A 17812-nucleotide genomic window follows, 5' to 3' on the forward strand; every position below is an offset into this window, starting at 1 on the left:
CGGCGATACTAAGACTCCTATAGCGAAACCTGTGCCAGGCTTTAAAAACCATATAACTTATTGTTTTTAATAATATTTTTAATCTAACAGTAATGTTTTGTGCGCAAGCTTTTGCAAGCACCCTCGAAAAGCTTCGCAACATCTTGCAAATCTTCCTGATCAGACGCTGGCCTGTTTTTCGCGTGGAACCGGATAGCGCCTGCGACCACACAGAGAGGTGTACTCCAGACGCGTAGACGGCTCATGTCCCTCAACCACATCACCCCCATGCCGCACACCACTGTGCATACAGCGACGCCGCAGCCCGCTGCTTCTCCTGTCGCAAAGGCAGGGGCGACCAGCGTGCATCAGCAAGGCGAGTCCGCGCACATGATGCAGCAGATGAGCGCTGCACTCGCCTCTATGAGCAAGCCTCTGAGCCAGCGCGAAGTGGTGTGTGGACAGCACGCCAGCAGTCAGCCGATGAGCCTGCAACAGTTGTTGCAGGGAATAGGCAACCATGCGCCGACGCAACTGAACGCCCGGTTGAACAAAATGCGCCAGCAGCTACGGCAGCAGAAATCAGTCAAGGAGATGGTCAAGGACCAAGGCGACAATCCGCTTCGGACGCACCTGCTGCTCAGCGAAATCGCTCACCAGGCCGAGGAACAGGGCAATGATGCAGAGGCCGAACAGGCCCAGGCGCAACTTGACGCACTGGATGCCGAGCACGGCGAGGAAATAAAGACCGGTCTGAGCATCACTCCAGCGCTGACCCACGCAGTGAAAGACCCGGATCTGCGCGACAACTTGCGCACCATCTACTACCAACACCTGATCAAGAACCCGTCACTGGGCAACTTCATGGAAGCGGTGCTGCATCTGTGCGGTGAGAAAAATTTCATCAAAGGCCTGCGGGCCCTGCAACAAGCCCTTGCCGACGACATCGCCAATCTTGCGCAACTGCCCCAGGAGGGCAAATTGCGCTCGTTGATGGAAAGCCTTGGGCGCACCACTCAGCTCAACAATCTGGTGCATGGTTGCTCGGACCTGGCCAGCCGCATGGCGGCTAAAAATCCGGCCATGACCTTGAGCGGCCTGCTGTTGATGCGTCAATTGATGCAACTGGCCAACCAGTCGATGAACGTACGCGACACCCAGCAACTCTCGGAAAAAGTTGGCGGCCCATCGCCGACGCTGCAACTGACCTTCCTCAACGGCCTGCGTCATCTGCTTGCCGACCTGCCCAACGGTCTGTGGCGCGACGACAAGACGCGCCAGACCTCATTGCGCAACGTCTTGCTGATCATGGACGAGCTCGGGCAAAGCGAACGCAAGGCCCTGCCAGACCGGAGTAGCCGTTTATGAATGCCGTGCTCAATGGCTTGACCCGGGTGGCGATAGCCGCCTCCAAGCGCTCAGAAGTCGCAGGCGCAATCATCGTCATCGGCATCGTCTTCATGTTCATCACGCCCTTGCCTACCGGGCTGGTGGATGTCCTGATTGCGGTGAACATCTGCGTGTCCTGTCTGCTCATCATGCTGGCGATGCAACTGCCCAAGCCCTTGGCGTTTTCGACGTTCCCGGCAGTGCTGTTGCTGACAACCATGTTCCGCCTGGCCTTGTCGATCGCGACTACGCGGCTGATTCTGCTCGAACAGGATGCGGGGCACATCGTCGAAGCCTTCGGCAACTTCGTCGTCGGCGGCAACCTGGCGGTGGGCATGGTCATCTTCCTGATCCTGACCGTGGTCAACTTTCTGGTCATCACCAAGGGCTCCGAGCGGGTTGCGGAAGTGGGCGCGCGCTTCACGCTGGACGCCATGCCTGGCAAGCAAATGTCCATAGACAGCGATTTGCGCGCCGGGCTAATCAGCGTCGATCAGGCCCGCCAGCGTCGAGCGGATCTGGGCAAGGAAAGCCAACTGTTCGGCGCCATGGATGGCGCGATGAAGTTCGTCAACGGCGACGCCATCGCAGGCCTGATCATCGTCGCGATCAACCTGATTGGCGGCATCTCCATTGGTGTGATGCAGCACGATATGAGCGCTGGCGACGCCATGCAACTGTATTCAGTGTTGACCATCGGTGACGGCCTGATCGCGCAAATTCCGGCGCTGCTGATCTCGGTCACCGCGGGCATGATCATCACGCGTGTACCCAATGAGGAAAGCGACGAAAACTCCAACATCGGCGGCGATATTGCCAAGCAGTTGGGCGCGCAACCGAAATCACTGGTCATTGCAGCAGTGGCGATGCTCGGTTTCGCGGCACTGCCGGGCATGCCGACCATGGTGTTCGTCATCATTTCAATCCTCGTTGGCACGCTGGGCGTATTCCTGATGCGCAGCCGGGCCCCCAAGGCCCAGGCCGTCGCCGCCTACGTCCCCCCGGAACAGAATGGTGACCGGGACATTCGTGAGTTCTTCCCCTGCCGCACGTTCCTGCTGCAGTTCAACCCAGGCCAGGACCAGACGGAAATCATGGCCTTGATCAGCCAGGTACGGCAGCGCCGCAACCAGCTCGTGGCACAGTTCGGCATTACCCTGCCCTCTTTCGACATCGAGTATGCGAGTCATTTGCCTGAAGATGAATTCCGCTTTCTGGTTTACGAAGTGCCTGCGATCAAAGCCACCTTCACCCAGGATTTTCTGGCCGTGGAACGACAACTGCTGGCTGCGGAACCGATCAATGCTCATCCCGGCCATACTGCTCGCGAAGAGGCCGACCTGCTCTGGATACCGGCCGACGATCCCACACTGCAAGAGCCCGAGTTGCACCCCAGCACCTCTATCCAACTGATCGTCGAACGCATGTTCCGCGCCATGCAAGCCTGCGGCCCACAATTCATCGGGCTGCAGGAAAGTAAAGCGATCCTCAGTTGGCTGGAGCGCGATCAGCCGGAACTTGCTCAAGAGATGCAGCGGGTCCTGCCTCTCGCTCGCTTTTCGGCAGTTCTACAACGTCTAGCCAGCGAATGCGTGCCGCTGCGCGCTATCCGCCTGATTGCCGAAGCACTGATTGAGCACGGCCAGCACGAGCGCGAAATCGGCGCCCTGACCGATTACGTACGCATCGCGCTGAAGTCGTTGATCTTCCATCAATACTGCGGCCCTGAAGGCTTGCAGGTCTGGCTGCTTTCACCGGAAAGCGAGCACCTGATGCGTGACAGCCAGCGCCAGACCCAGAACGAAACTTTTTTCGCCCTGCCCGCCGAAGCCAGCCAGCAGTTGGTTGATCAATTGCGCCAGGCCTTCCCGCGTCGATCCAGGGCGATGGCCGTGTTGCTGGTCGCCCAGGATTTGCGCAGCCCGTTGCGCACATTGTTGCAGGACGAATTCCATGAGATTCCCGTGCTGTCTTTTGCCGAGCTCAACAGCACTGCGCAGGTCAAGGTGCTAGGCCGCCTGGATCTGGACGACCAACTGCAAACCATCGCCGACGAAAATGCGGCATGAGTCTGCCTACCCGTTCAAGGAGTGAGTGATGTACGAACTACGCGTATTGAACGGCTTGCACCGCGGTGCGGCCTTACCGCTGATTGGCGACCACTGGCTGGTCGGGAGCGACGAACAACACGATCTCCTGCTGCAGGATCCCGGCATTGCCCGACGCCACTGCAGATTAACGTGCGACGGCGAAACCTGGCGCCTGGAAGCAGAAGACGGCTCGCTGTTCGACGAGCAGGGCCAGCCCTGTGACAGCCTGAATGCGCTAACCGCTGAACAGACGTTCCGGCTGGGCACTGTGCAGTTGAGCATCATGGCAAGTACAGCGCAGTGGCCAGCGGTGGTCGAACCGAAACCCTCCAGCGAATCCGCCCCGTCAGGCTTCGGCGAATCCCGCGCCGAATCCCAGGCTCCCCCCTCGCCGTCACAACCCGCCAAACGCCCGGCGCTGCATAAGCGCCTGGCCATTGCAGGGATTGTGGTCACGCTGGCGGGCAGTGCCTGGGCATTGACCACACCAGGGCCCGTGAGCCCCTCGCCTACGACCACTCAGCCCCGCGAACCTTCAGCCCTGAGCGCTACGGACACCGCGGAAAAACTGCAAGTCATGCTCCGCGAACGTGAATTGCGCGATACGGTCAGCGTGAGCACCAGCGCCGAAGGCATCGTACTCAAAGGCTCGTTAACACCTGAACAGATGGCGCTGTACAAACGCATGCTGGAACGCTTCGGCCAGCAGCAGAAAAGCGCGGTGGCGGTGCTCGATCAGGTCAAGCCATTCGGTCGAAAACTGCCTTTCGAGATCGTGCAGATCGCCAGCGGCAAGCGTGCCCACGTGGTGTTGGCTGACAACCGCCGGTTATTTCTCGGCGACGAAGTGGATGGGCTGCGCCTGACCAAGATCGACAAGAACCACGTCGAGTTCGACGGCGACGAGCACTACGAGGTGAAATGGTGAGCGCAGCGCTGGCCGAAACTGTCCCGTTGGCAGAGTGGGCCGATGCCTATAGAGCACGCCTGAACAAGCTCTCGCCGGTGGTGGTCAGCGGCCGGGTCAGCGCAGTCAACGGCATCTTGCTCGAATGCCAGGTTCCGGCAGTACGAATAGGCGACCTGTGCCGCGTTTACAAAACCGGTGGCGAAGCGATGCTGGCGGAGATCGTCGGTTTTACCGAAAACTGCACGCTGCTTAGCGCTCTGGGTACGCCAGAAGGCATCGAGCAAGGCGCGCGGATCGAGCCACTGGGCGTTGTCCACTCGGTGAGTGTCGATGACAGCCTGCTCGGCAGCGTGCTGGATGGTTTTGGCCGACGTCTGGACGGTCAGGGCGACGGTGCGTTCGCCTTGCCCGGCGATCATCGTCCGACCCAACCAGTGATTTGCGACGCCATTCCACCCACCCAGCGGCCCCGTATCGTCGACGCCATGCCCACCGGGCTGCGGGCCATCGACGCGGCTATTACGCTGGGTGAAGGTCAGCGCGTCGGGCTGTTCGCCGGTGCAGGCTGTGGCAAGACCACGCTCCTCGCAGAGCTGGCGCGCAATATGCCGTGCGACGTGATCGTATTTGGCCTGATCGGCGAGCGCGGTCGTGAACTGCGCGAGTTTCTCGATCACGAACTGGACGAAGAGCTGCGCGCGCGTTCGGTGCTGGTCTGCGCCACTTCGGACCGTTCGAGCATGGAGCGCGCCCGCGCAGCCTTTACAACCACCGCCATTGCCGAAGCCTACCGACAGCAGGGCAAACGCGTACTGCTGCTAGTCGACTCGCTGACCCGCTTCGCCCGGGCCCAACGCGAGATCGGCATTGCAGCATGCGAACCCCTGGGACGCGGTGGCCTGCCGCCCTCGGTCTATACCCTGCTGCCGCGTCTGGTGGAGCGCGCCGGACGTAGCGAGCAAGGCTCAATCACCGCGATTTACACCGTCCTGATCGAACAGGACTCGATGAATGACCCGGTCGCTGACGAAGTCCGCTCGCTGATCGACGGCCACATCGTGATGTCGCGCAAGCTCGCCGAGCGTGGCCATTATCCGGCCATTGACGTGCAGGCCAGCCTCAGCCGTATCACCAGCAGCGTGACCGACAAGCAACATCAGCGCGGCAATATCACCCTGCGCCGTTTACTGGCGGCCTATCAGCAAGTGGAAATGCTCCTGCGTCTGGGCGAGTACACCCCCGGCAACGATGCAATGACTGACTGCGCCGTGCAGTTGCACGACCAGATCAACGAGTTTTTGCAGCAGGACCTGCGCGAACCGCTGGACCTGCAAGACACCCTTGAACAACTTTATGCGTTGACAGCCCATGCGCCGTAGACCGTCGGTTGAAGAAGCCGCACCGGATGCCGATCCGCAGCGCGACGCGCTGGTCGAGGTGGTGACCTTGCTCTCGCCGCTGCGCGAGTTGCGCAAGCACAGCCTGGAACGACGTTGCCGCGAAGCCCGGCAGGAAGCCGAGCAGATGCAGGCGGCGATAGAACAGGCTGATAAAGACTGCGCCGAAGACCTGCGCCAGCAAAAGCAGGCACGCAAGGCCTTGGCATTGCAGTGTGAGGGTCAAGTCATGAGCCTCAACGCTATCCAGCATTGGCACCAGCAAGAGCAACAACTCATGGACCGGCAAACCGAGCTGCGCGTCCACGTCCAACGCCTGAATCTTGAACTTGACGCCCAGCATGTTCGTGTCAGCGAAGCCGAGGCTCAATTGCGCGCCAGCCAGCGTGCCCTGGAAAAACTGGCCTGCCTGCGCGAAACCCTGGCTCTGACAAAGGAGACGACATGAATCTCAGCAGCCCTGCACACGCAATTCTCGAGCATCGCGCGCCTGCCAAGCCTGAACGGCAAGAGCCACAGCACGATACGTCTCGGGACAGACCGCAACCGCAAGGTGCTCGCCCGCAAAGCCGTGGCCCCAACGAAATTGATAGACCTCGAGAGACTTCGGCGCGAGACAGCGGCAAAGCCCGACATGGCGATTCCGAACGCATGGCCGACGGGCTTTTTTTCCAGCAACTCCTGGCGCCATTGGGCGGCATGGGTGGCCAGGGGCAAGGTGGTTCACGCGGCCAGTCGTTCGCAGGCCAGGCTGACGGGATGGGTAGCGCAGGTTTCGCTGCCTGGAACCAACTGGTCGATGACCTGGCCGGGCGCCTGCCCGCTGGCACCGGCCAGTCACTGCAAGCCACGCTGTTCATGCCGAACCTGGGCCGCATCGGCCTGAATGCGCGTAATCGCTCACCACGCGGTTGGGACATTGATCTGGATTGCGCAGAAGCGCATGCCGCCGAACATCTGCGTCAGAACCACCCGCGCTGCCAGGACGATCTGAGCCGCGCACTGTGTCAGCCCGTCAACCTCAGCGTGCGTCACCGGGGGTGCGCATGAATGCCCGGGCGCTGCCGCTGCGGCAAGTCAGCCATGTCCAGGCTCGCCTATCCCGCAAACTGGCCGGCGAGCCGTGGATGGCATTCAACGTGGAGGGCCAGACAGGCCATCTGACGCTCAAAGCCAGCCGCCGCGCGCCTATCGCCGCTGAGCTGCAATGCTTCGACAGCGCATTAGGGACTTTTGGGCTCAGCGATGCTCAACCGGTGCTTAACGCATGGTCGAGCTGCCCGGGTTTTGCCGGGGCTGTCGGGTCTGTAAAAGCAGACGCCGACGAAGACTGGCTATGGCCGCTATACAACGCAGGCCTGTCGGCAGAACTGGCCGCTGTCATGGGCACACTGAAACCGCTTCCAGTCTCTGAAACAGCGCAGGCCGATTGGGTGTACTGCGAGATGAGCCTGCAATTGAGTCAGGGTCGCGTCGACAGTGTGCTCGCAGTCTCTGCCCCTGCGCTCGCCGATTGGCTCGACCAGCCCGCATGGAACGTAAATCCACCACGCGACCACTCAGGGTTAACGCTGGCTTTCGCGCTGCGTCTGGGCAGTCTGAATCTCCCCCGACAAACGCTCGAAACCTTGCGACCTGGTGACGTGCTATGCCCCGCCGAGGCTGACTTCGACACCGCAGGTTTTGGTGTGTTGACCCTGGGGCAGCGGCGTCTTCAGGTCCGTGTTTGCGAACAGCCCGAACGGTTGCAACTGGAAGTTCTGGAAATCGAGGAGACGACGGTGGCAGACCGTAATGAGCTTGACGAACCGATTGCCGAGTACACCGACCCTTGGGCGGATGAAGACGGTTATTCCGATGAGGTCGATACCGAAAACGCTTTCGCTGAAGAGGCTGATCCCGACTCCGATGCAGATCAGTACTACACCGAGCCTGCCGGGCATGTTGACGGTGAGGACGGCTATGCAGATCAGGCCGATCAGTCACCTCAGTCGCCAGCAAGCCCTACCGAAGCTTTCGCCGACCTGGCGATGCCGCTGACTCTGCGGTGCGGCCAGATCCGCCTGACCCTGGGCGAACTCGCGACCCTGGCACCCGGCGCGATCCTTGAAGTCCCCGGCGTGACGCCAGGGCTGGCCGGTCTTTACTACGGTGAGCGAAGGCTGGCCCAGGGTGAACTGGTGGATGTAGAAGGCCGTCTCGGTTTGCAGATTACCCAACTGGATGAGCGCGGATGACGCTCAATGACACGAATCCAATCATGCTGGCGCTGTTTCTCGGCGCATTGTCGCTGCTGCCATTCCTCTTGGTGGTGTGCACGTCCTTCCTGAAAATCGCTTCCGTACTGCTCATCACCCGTAACGCCATCGGCGTGCAGCAAGTGCCGCCGAACATGGCGCTGTATGGCATTGCCCTCGCCGCCACGCTGTTTGTCATGGCACCGGTGTTTTCCGAAATTGCCACCATCGCTCAAGAGCACCCGCTGCAACTCAATGACACAAAAGGCCTGGGCAAAAGCGCGCAGGCCCTGCTCGCCCCTCTTCAAGCATTCATGACCCACAATGTTGAGCCCGACGTGCTGACTCACCTGCACGAAAACGCCCTGCGCATGTGGCCCAAGGCAATGGCCGACGCCGCCAGCCGCGAAGACTTGCTGCTGCTGATCCCGGCCTTCGTGCTGTCGGAGCTGCAAGCGGCGTTTGAAATCGGCTTTCTGATATATATCCCTTTCATCGTCATTGACCTGATCGTCTCCAACCTGCTGCTCGCGTTGGGTATGCAAATGGTTTCGCCGATGACCATTTCCCTGCCCTTGAAAATCCTGCTCTTCGTGCTGGTCAGCGGTTGGACGCGCTTGCTCGACAGCCTCTTCTACTCCTATATGTGAGGTCGCGATGGAAGCCTTGAACCTGTTCAAACAGGGCATGATCCTGGTGGTGCTGTTGACCGCACCGCCGCTGATCGTGGCGGTCGCGGTGGGTGTGCTGACGTCACTGGTCCAGGCATTGATGCAAGTCCAGGATCAGACTCTGCCGTTTGGTCTCAAGTTGCTCGCAGTGGGAGTGACCCTGGCAATGACCGGTCGCTGGATCGGCGTCGAGCTGATTCAATTGACCAACCTGGCGTTCAACATGATTGCCCAGACCGGTAAGGGCTGAGCATGTTCGACGCTCAGTTCGCTTACGAGCTGCTCAATGGCATCGCCTTGTCCATGGCCCGCCTCTACCCTTGCATGTTTCTCGTCCCTGCGTTTCTGTTCAAGCACCTCAAAGGCCTGCCGCGCTATGCCGTACTGACGGCGCTGGCGCTGATCCCCGCCCCGGGCATCGGTCAGGAGTTGAGTCGGCTGGGCAAATCGTGGTCGGACATCTTCTTTCTGATTTTCAAGGAAATGATACTGGGCACCCTGATGGGCCTGGTGCTGTACCTGCCATTCTTTTTATTCAGCGCGGTGGGCGTGTTGCTCGACAACCAGCGTGGGGCGCTGACAGGCGGCCAGCTCAACCCGGCACTGGGCGCCGATGTGACGCCGTTATCTCATCTGTTCGAAGAAACCATGATCATGCTGTTGATGATCATTGGCGGGTTGCCGCTGCTGATGCAGGTGATCTGGGACAGCTATCAGATCTGGCCCGCAACGAGCTGGTGGCCAGCGCTGCAAGGACAAGGCTTCGATGTCTATCTAGGCATACTGCAGGACACTTTCACCCACTTGTTGCTGTATTCGGCACCGTTCATTGCCTTGTTGTTGCTGGTCGAAGCGGCGATGGCGTTGATCGGTATCTACAGCCCTCAACTGAACGTGTTTATCCTCGCGATGCCGGCCAAGTGCGTGATCGGGCTCGCGTTTCTGGTGATCTACTTGCCGACCCTGATGGACCTGGGCACCGAGCGCCTTGAGCTGCTCAAGGACGTGCGGCATACCCTGCTGCTGATGGTCCCCGGTCCTCGCGAACCCACGCCATGAGCGAGAAGAATCAGGACGCAACGCCCAAGCAGATTCGCGATGCACGCAAGCGCGGGCAAGTTGCGCAGAGCCAGGATCTGCCCAAGTTGCTGATCCTGGTCGTGGTCAGTGAAATCACTCTGGGCATGGCCGACGTCAGCATGGAAAAGCTGCAGGCGCTGATCAACTTGTCCATGACGCGCATGGACCAACCCTTCCTGCGCACCGTGGGTGAACTGGTCACTCAGGGCGTCTGGCTGGTGGCCGCTTTTGCTGCGCTGAGCGTGGGCGTCGCCATGCTTATGCGCCTGGTCGGGAGCTGGATGCAATTCGGCTTCCTGTTCGCCCCCGAGGCGCTCAAGCCGACCATGGAAAAGCTCAACCCGTTCAGCCATCTCAAACAGATGTTCACCATGCGCAGCCTGGTCACATCCCTGTCCGGTGTGGTCAAGGCTGCGATCATCGCAACCGTCATGTGGTTCATCGTCGAGCCCGCGCTCGGCACGCTGGTCAGCCTGGTGCACACCGATCTGGTGACGTTCTGGCACGCCCTGTCGACGCTGTTCCACCGGATTCTGCGGGTGACTTGCGGGATATTGCTGGTACTCGCAGTGGCGGACTTTGCTATTCAGAAGTATTTCCACGCCAAGCAACTGCGCATGAGCATGGAAGACATCAAGCAGGAATACAAAAACTCCGAGGGCAACCCGGAGGTCAAGGGCCACCGCCGCCAACTCGCCCACGAATTGCTCAACCAGGCACCCAAGGCGCCGCCAAAACCGGTCAAGGATGCCGACGTGTTAATCGTCAATCCGACTCACTACGCAGTCGCCCTCTATTACAAACCTGGCAAAACAGCCCTGCCGCGCATCCATTGCAAACATCTAGATGCCGGCGCCCTGGCGCTGATCGAGGAAGCAAAGCGCGAACGCATCCCGGTGGTCCAGTGCGTGTGGCTCGCCCGTGTTCTGTACCGCGTGCCCGAAGGTCGCTTCATCCCGCGCGACACGCTGCAGGCGGTGGCGCAGATCTATGGCGTGATCAAGCAACTGGACGATGAAGCCAAACGGGAAGTCATCCTGGCGAACGATATCGACATGCTCTGACCACAAATATCGTAAGCCCTGAAAAGCCTTTCCAGCGTCTTGCAGACTGTGTGGGAACCGTTTCAGAGCTATGAACCACACACAGGTATCAGCCCTGAGCGAGCATTCACGGAATGATTAATTCACTACTATCGCGCTTGCATGGCCAGTCCCAGACGGTCCAGCAGCCACCTGCGGCGCCCCCCCTGCACAGTCAGGCCAAGGCCCCGAAACTCAATCAGCTTCGCGATCGCCCATCACATGTTGGTGTGGCGAACTCGCTGATGAAGGCGGGCAGCAAATTCACCGGCATGTTTCGCGCCCGTCAGCGTGACGTCGGCAAGCACGAACAACGCGAGTGGCACGACGACCTGATGCGCGTGCCACGGGACGGTAAAACCACCGACCTGCAAATGGTCAACTCCAGTTCCGCCCACGCGATCACCCAGAAACTCAACGCCGAAGGCCGCTACAAGGATATTCGCGCGATCAATCAGCATCACCTGGGCCCCGGGGTGAAGGGCTACCAGATGCAGGACCAGGACGGCCACTGTCACCAGGTGCAGCAAAGCGATGCGGTGATCAGCACATTGAAGTCGTCGATGCCCCAGGGCGTCAGCACGCTGATCGCGGCAGGCAAAGGCCATCAGGCAGAAAGCAGCGGTATTTTTACCGACAAGCACAACGTCCAGCACACGTTGCACAATCGCACCCTTTATAGCTTCGACCGGGCGACGCAACGCTGGGCCCAGGCACAGCCTCTGCAGAACAACATCTCACGGCTGTCGCTGGATCAGCGCGGCGAGATGATTCTGTATAAACACAAGGACGACATACGCGACCACAGCGCGATTGATAGCCATGAGGTCCAGTTAAAGCGTGACGGCAAGATTCGCCTCACCGAAGGCTCTGATTCTAATCAAGGCGTCGAACTCAGCCTGCTCAAGCACGATGGCACCCCTATTGATGTCCAGCGCGTCGGGTTGCTCAAGCCCAGTCACACCCACGGCAGCCCGACGCTGTTTGTACTGGACAAGGAAGGTGGGCTCCATCACAAGCTGCTCAACGATGACTGGCAGTCAAAAGCCACCATGACGCTCCAGGCTGTGAAACCAAGCCTGAATCAGGCGATAGGCATCGAGGCCGCCGACAAAGCGGCAATCGAGGGCTTCATCGCAGACGCCGGTACGCTCAAGGCAGTGATACGTGACGGCGTAGGCTTGCGCCACAGTGCGCCGCTCATTCAGCCGATGACTACCTCGAATAAAGATGAGCCCACCCAATGCAGAATGGGTCCCGGCTGGCGGCTGAGCGAGCAGATGCATCTGGTCAACCAGAACGGCCTGCCGGAAAGGATCGGCGTCGATGACACGCAAGTCCGCCTCCACGGCGGCGCTGCGCTGGGTCTGAATAAAAACCGAGACCTGTGCGGCTGGAACGAGACCACCCAGAGCTGGGACAAGCTCCACGTCAAGGGCGTCACTCAACTGGTGCGCGGTCTCGACGACAAGCCGTATGTGATTCAAGACGGCAAACCCAAGGTAGTGGAAGCCAGCTTCGCGCAGCCCAAACTGAAGCTGGGCAACGGTGAACCTGTGGCATTGGGTCGCTCGACCGCTGCGGAGGTGGGCCGAACGTTGAGCGAAGAGAAGGTCAGCCATTGTGCGGTGCTCGACGACAAGAATTTTGCCCTGCTCACCGAAGCGGCCCCACGGGTCCCAGCGAAGCTCAAAGCCAGCATCGAAGGGCTGAATGTCGATATCCCGCTCCCGCGTGATGCGCAAGGCAAAGAACTGGCTGTCACCAGCGTGGCGCTTGATCAGTCTCGTCAACTGTACGTGACGGCGGGCGGCAATCTGTACCGGCTGCCCCACGATCAGTGGACCCAGAGCCATCACGGCCAGACCGCAGCGTGGAAGCCGGCCGGGCTGCAAACCAAGGCACCTTCTGCGCCTGCGGCGGCGGCTGCGGTTGCTGCTCCTGCACAGGCTCCTGTTTCGGCGACGGCGACGGCCATTGCCATGGCGACTACCGCGGCGACAGCTTCAGCTACGCCGGGTGCTCCTGGTACGCCGCCGACGTCAAGGATCGGAAATCCAATTTCGCCAGGCATCACCGACCCGTCCAGAAAAGACGGCACAGACGTGCTTTTGGACCAGGTCAAAAAGACGCTCGCACCCGGTATTTCCCTGAGCGCTGCAGACTTGTCCAGCGCGACTGTAAGTATCGGCAAAGTCGAAATGGGGCCAAACAAACGCCCGGTGATCGAAGCCACGCTGTTGCCTCCAAGTACGACTGATGCCAACGGTCAGATGGTTCAGCCCGGACCGTCCACCCATTCGCTGGAATTATCCTACGGTCGTCTCGGCGAAATAGTGCTGCGCCCGGCCAAGGCACAGGCCAATCCAACGGCCAACAGCCAGATGGAAAGCATGCAGGCGCGCAATCACAAAACCGCCAAAATCGGCAATGCCAACGGCTCGGCGACCACCACCATGTTTGGTTCCACCACCGACAATGTGCGTACTGGTGGCGCGAAGAACATCTTCAAGACCGCTGCCGAAGGGTTTCGCAAGATGGGCGAGTCCTATCAACACCACTTCCACCCTTTGGAAACCCCCAAGGCAAACGCCAAGGAACTCAAGCAAGCATTCAATTCAGGCGAGAACATCAAGCAGAAGCTGCAGGCTGCGGGCCACCATGCCTTGACCCCTGGCCCGCGCAGCCGCTCGGGCATGAGCCCGATCTACCAAGAGTCGCTGCGACTGTATAAGCGTTTTGATAGCGCTAATACCAAGGCCAAGGCCAATACCACCACCAACACAAACACCAACACCAACACCAATAGAACCGCCAGGCCGATGCTGGAGGCAGGGATAGCGCTGCTGGACAGCAAGGTTGTGCCAAAAACCCGCGCCGACCTGGAAAAAGCGCAACTGCATACCGGCCTCGAAACACTGCACAAAGACATCGAGAACAGCAGCTACCAGGCAATCGTCCGACTGGGCCAGATTCACAAACTGCTCGATGAGCGCGGTAAAGCCCTGGAACCCGCGGCAGCCAACGTCCCGGTCGCGGCCCCGGGCGCAGGCACAGTCAAGGCCACCGGCGCAGTCAAAGTCATGCAGGATGCCTTGCTCGACAGCGGACTCAGCCCCACCAGCAAGGCGCAGACCAAGCTCGAAGAATTGGTCCAGCTAGGCCTGACGCTGCCAGTCCGCCAACTGGAACCGGGCTACGACAACACAGGCCGTAACGAAAGCAAGAGCAGCCTGCTGGAGGATCGTGTGCTGCTCGATGCCCAGACGCTTCTTCAGGTGCGCGATCTTCTGGGGCGAGTGCACAGTCAACAAGGACAGACCCAGATCGTAAACAGCGAAAATGTCGGGCCTGGCAAGAGCACTACGCTGGATCAGTTACAAGGCCTGCGCATGGCCTATGAAAACAGCGACATCAAACTGTTCAGCGACAACGGCATCGTCAGCCACCGCCAACTTGAGAAGCTGCACCAGGCTCGCGACACTGTAGCCCGGGAGCTTACCGGTCGGCATGGCCTGAATTACAACACCACGCGCTCGTTCTCTGAAGATCTGCGCGCCATCGGCGACCATTTCGGCAACCTGCAGGTGGGCGACGCCACCTCACTGCTGCGCAGCAAGGGTGCGACCTTTACATCACCTGCGGTGTTCGTCCCGCTAACCCCGGATGGCGGCGGAATTTACTTCAACTTCGGCATTGGGCGCGAACATGGGATTAGCCTGGAAACCGAAGGCGGTGAAGATGCGACGACACTGGGCCTGAAAAACAGCCGTAACAGAAACGAGTTTCTGAACGTCGGCTACTACCACGCACCCTCGGCGGTTTTCTCACGCTTGTTCAGCTCCGAGCCGAAGGGCAATCCGAGCAGTGCCGGCGAATTGTACAGTGCCGACGCCAGTTTCAAACTGACTCAGAGCCGCGCAATAGCAGGCTGGTTGACTGCCAGCAACGCCAGCATGGCTAACGTCATGGAGAACCTGCTGGATCCCAGTGCTTCATTGGCCGACCTGTATCGCCTGGACAAGGACAAAGGCGGCTCGGTGGAAAAAAGCAAAGTTAACCAAGGGTCAATAGGCGTCGGTAGCGGCGTCGACCTGGGACGCCTGAACCTGGGCGGGACGATGCTGCGCAACGAAAGCGGTGGAGTATGGAACGCCTTCCTGCGCGCTACTGCCGGGATCAACGCCGAAGCTACGCTGGTGAACTATTCCAACACCAAGGTCACCACCCACAAAGGCGAAGGGCAAGATGCTAAAGCGGTAAAACGCGCCTTCGAGGCACTGCCCTCCGCCAGCGCAGGGGCGTATGCCCGGGTCGGTTTTGCTACCAACGGCAACGCGCACCCTGACCAGACGGCCAATAACATGGGCGTGAATAATCATATTCTGGTCGGCCAGACCGTCCTGCCCGATGCTCTCAGCGTCAGCTTCGCGCTAGACCGGGCCAAAAACGACAAATTCACCCTCAACTTCAAGCCCGGCAAAGCCGTGACCACGCCTCAGTTGCACGACGTGGAAAAGTCGTTGGGCAAGGTGCTCAAAGACAAAGAGATTGCCAAGGCACTGGCAGAGCGAAAAGCCCTGCTGACCGAGCTGGAGCGCTGCGCACCCGAGCCAACACAAGCCTCGGCTGCCCTGCCCTCAAGCCCTCTGGGAGGCCGCGCGTTGCCGCCAACCGTGCCACCTCGGCCAGCGCGAGAACGCGTGGCTAACTTGAGCACGCTGTTACCGCGCCTGAATGACAGCATGCCCAAGAATGATGAGGTCGACGCGTTGCAGAAGGCCATCGCCAGCCTGCCTGCAGCGCCGACCCAGGAGCAGCGTAACAAAGTACTCAACGATGCTCGAACCCTGGCTGTCGCAATGAAAGCCGATATCAAGGCGACGGAGGATTCCAAACTGCTGGAAAAAGCCAGTAAAGCCATTGATGCAGGCGAGAAAGTCGCAAATCCGGAAGGCCATCTGGCGGCACTAAAGGGTGTGGTCGACCATCTCGACAATCTGCCTCACGACAACGAGACGCTGCAAGAGCTGCGTTACAGCGTCCAGCAACTGGTCAAGAACAACGATCTGTCCAAGAGCGGCGGACGCCTGCTGGCATCTGGGGAACACAAGTTCACCAACACAGGATTGCAACTGCGCAAAGGTGGTCTGGTCGGTGACTCAGCCCCTTGGCGCGACAGGACCTCAACCCAGAACGCTAACGCCATCGCCACCTTCATCAACAAGAGCCCCGTGCTTCAGGAAATGGCCCGCCGCGCTGAACACTCCGGTCCTACGTCCATGGAGGTGACCCTTGAGCTCAAACCCAAGGTACTGGAAAGCATCGAGAACAGCCTGAACAGGCAAGACCCGAAAATTCAGAAAAAACTCGAAGAAGCCTTGAGAAATGACGACAACGTGCGGATCAAGCGCTTCACCTTGCTGCGCGGCGCAACCCAGACCGACGCCAAGGCAACGCCAAGCCTGTTGTTAAGCGCCAAAAGCAGCGCATCGGTCACCGATTCGGTGGTACTGGCATCGCTGGACCTGAAGTACAGCCAGGAAGAGGAGCACCGGCCAATCAGCATTACGCCTGGCGGTCTCCTGGTACGACCATTGGTGGACAAGGCAGTGCGCGATGACATGAGTGCCAAGGGCTATGCCATTAAAGGTTCACGCAACAAGAAGGATCTGCACAGCGAAGAAGACGCTGGCCGGGCCAAGCCTGGGGAAACCACCGTCGAGCATTCCAGCAACAGTGCCAATACCGGCAGCGGGCCACGCAGTACAGGCGCTCTGTGATGGTTACAGGCGCCGCGCCGGAAGTTATTCCTCGTTTCACCTCAACCTTGTTTTACCAACCCTGAAAGGAAAACATCATGATCCCAGCAATCGTCGCTTCCGCAGCACGCGCAGCCGCTCCAATGGCTAAAGATCTCGGTAAAGACCTGGGGGCGAATCTTGCCCAGGGTGCTGGTCAGCAACTGGCCAGCAGCGGCCTCGACGCCGTCAAAAACCTGATGAGCGGCGGGCCAAGCGGTGAACCGGTGTCCTACGCTAGCGCGAACGAGAACAAACCAGCGACTTACTAAGTCTCTCCTCTCCAGGCCGGACGTTGCTGCGGTATGCGGCGCGTTCGGTGCTTATTACTTCCTATCTTTGGGCATATCCGTTGCTGCGTTATGGCGGATATTGGTTGCGCTTTTACAGCGCCTCACTTTTGAACAGCGCAAAAGTAAGCAAAACGCTCTTGCCCCACCACTCGGTCCCTCGCCTAGGCTCGGGATGCCCGCCCGCAGATCTGAAACCGTGGGCCGCCGCAACGGGCCATCCATGGCCCAATGCGGCTAACCCGGCGTCCTGCCGGGTTACCCACGGCTTCAGATCTGCGTTCGGCCAGCGTGGTTTAACGGGGCGCTTAAGATCAAAAGCAGATCAAAAGCAGCGGTTTTAACTCGGTCGGACCGGTAGGAGCGAACTTGTTCGCGAGACGTCCGCACAGCCAACGCATACGTCATCTGACACACCGCATCGCAGCCTTCGGCAGCTCCTACAGAATGTCAGCAACCCAAGAAAACAGGTCGTTGATTGGATGCTATTTATGTGGGAGCTAGCCCTGTATCCCTGACACCGCGCTGTCGCGCAGCAAACACGGACCCTGTAGGAGCGCGCTTGCCCGCGATTCGGCCTGTCAGTCGATGAATATATTGCCTGTGCTGACGCGATCGCGGGCAAGCCTCGCTCCCACAAGATTCGTGCTTGTCGAGCGACAACGCTTAGTCGAAGGTAGGCCGGTAAGTTCAAACAACCAGGTCGGCTGTCAGGCCGCCGCGTTGTTGATTTTGATCTGAGGCGCCCCGTTAAATCACGCTGGCCGAACGCAGATTCTGGAGCGTGGGGCGCTCTTGAGTTGAAGAGGGGCAGGACGCCGGGTTAGCCGCACCGGGCCATGGATGGCCCGTTGCGGCGGCCCACGGTTCAGGATCTGCGGGCGGG

Annotated in this window: 13 protein-coding genes; all 13 read left to right on the forward strand. The window is 59.8% G+C overall.

Annotation, left to right across the window (positions count from 1 at the left end):
• Positions 1–243 precede the first annotated feature (243 nt).
• Positions 244–1347, forward strand: a complete 1104-nt coding sequence (locus RX972_RS24710; RefSeq protein WP_231678080.1) for a TyeA family type III secretion system gatekeeper subunit — start codon at positions 244–246, stop codon at positions 1345–1347.
• Positions 1344–3437, forward strand: a complete 2094-nt coding sequence (gene sctV, locus RX972_RS24715) for a type III secretion system export apparatus subunit SctV (RefSeq protein WP_316879403.1) — start codon at positions 1344–1346, stop codon at positions 3435–3437. The genes RX972_RS24710 and sctV overlap by 4 nt, the downstream gene beginning before the upstream one ends.
• 28 nt (positions 3438–3465) lie before the next feature.
• Entirely contained in the window at positions 3466–4386 is a 921-nt protein-coding gene (locus tag RX972_RS24720) for an FHA domain-containing protein (RefSeq protein WP_122704421.1), read from the forward strand.
• A complete protein-coding gene (locus RX972_RS24725; RefSeq protein ID WP_316879406.1) occupies positions 4380–5747 on the forward strand; it encodes a FliI/YscN family ATPase in 1368 nt (455 codons plus the stop codon). The genes RX972_RS24720 and RX972_RS24725 overlap by 7 nt, the downstream gene beginning before the upstream one ends.
• Positions 5737–6213 carry a hypothetical protein gene (locus RX972_RS24730; RefSeq protein WP_316879408.1) on the forward strand — a complete coding sequence of 159 codons (477 nt, stop codon included), beginning with the start codon at positions 5737–5739 and terminating at the stop codon, positions 6211–6213. The genes RX972_RS24725 and RX972_RS24730 overlap by 11 nt, the downstream gene beginning before the upstream one ends.
• Positions 6210–6815 carry a type III secretion system HrpP C-terminal domain-containing protein gene (locus RX972_RS24735; protein ID WP_122395118.1) on the forward strand — a complete coding sequence of 202 codons (606 nt, stop codon included), beginning with the start codon at positions 6210–6212 and terminating at the stop codon, positions 6813–6815. Before RX972_RS24730 ends, RX972_RS24735 begins: the two co-directional genes overlap by 4 nt.
• Positions 6812–8002, forward strand: coding sequence for a FliM/FliN family flagellar motor switch protein (locus RX972_RS24740; protein WP_316879411.1), 1191 nt, complete (start codon positions 6812–6814; stop codon positions 8000–8002). The genes RX972_RS24735 and RX972_RS24740 overlap by 4 nt, the downstream gene beginning before the upstream one ends.
• On the forward strand, positions 7999–8652 hold the full coding sequence (gene sctR / locus RX972_RS24745; protein WP_027902898.1) for a type III secretion system export apparatus subunit SctR: 654 nt from the start codon (positions 7999–8001) through the stop codon (positions 8650–8652). The genes RX972_RS24740 and sctR overlap by 4 nt, the downstream gene beginning before the upstream one ends.
• Before the next feature lie 7 nt (positions 8653–8659).
• The gene (sctS, locus tag RX972_RS24750; RefSeq protein ID WP_027902897.1) at positions 8660–8923 is read left to right on the forward strand and encodes a type III secretion system export apparatus subunit SctS; all 264 of its coding nucleotides are present in this window, start codon (positions 8660–8662) and stop codon (positions 8921–8923) included.
• Between the two features lie 2 nt (positions 8924–8925).
• Positions 8926–9732 carry a type III secretion system export apparatus subunit SctT gene (gene sctT, locus RX972_RS24755; protein ID WP_027902896.1) on the forward strand — a complete coding sequence of 269 codons (807 nt, stop codon included), beginning with the start codon at positions 8926–8928 and terminating at the stop codon, positions 9730–9732.
• Positions 9729–10817: a type III secretion system export apparatus subunit SctU gene (gene sctU, locus RX972_RS24760; RefSeq protein ID WP_316879416.1), complete on the forward strand. Its 1089-nt coding sequence runs from the start codon at positions 9729–9731 to the stop codon at positions 10815–10817. The genes sctT and sctU overlap by 4 nt, the downstream gene beginning before the upstream one ends.
• A 113-nt stretch (positions 10818–10930) precedes the next feature.
• Positions 10931–16618, forward strand: coding sequence for an AvrE-family type 3 secretion system effector (locus RX972_RS24765; RefSeq protein WP_316879418.1), 5688 nt, complete (start codon positions 10931–10933; stop codon positions 16616–16618).
• Between the two features lie 77 nt (positions 16619–16695).
• The gene (locus RX972_RS24770; RefSeq protein ID WP_027902894.1) at positions 16696–16908 is read left to right on the forward strand and encodes a hypothetical protein; all 213 of its coding nucleotides are present in this window, start codon (positions 16696–16698) and stop codon (positions 16906–16908) included.
• Positions 16909–17812: the final 904 nt, after the last annotated feature.

Source organism: Pseudomonas syringae group sp. J309-1 (assembly GCF_032582135.1).
Taxonomy (GTDB): domain Bacteria; phylum Pseudomonadota; class Gammaproteobacteria; order Pseudomonadales; family Pseudomonadaceae; genus Aquipseudomonas; species Aquipseudomonas quasicaspiana.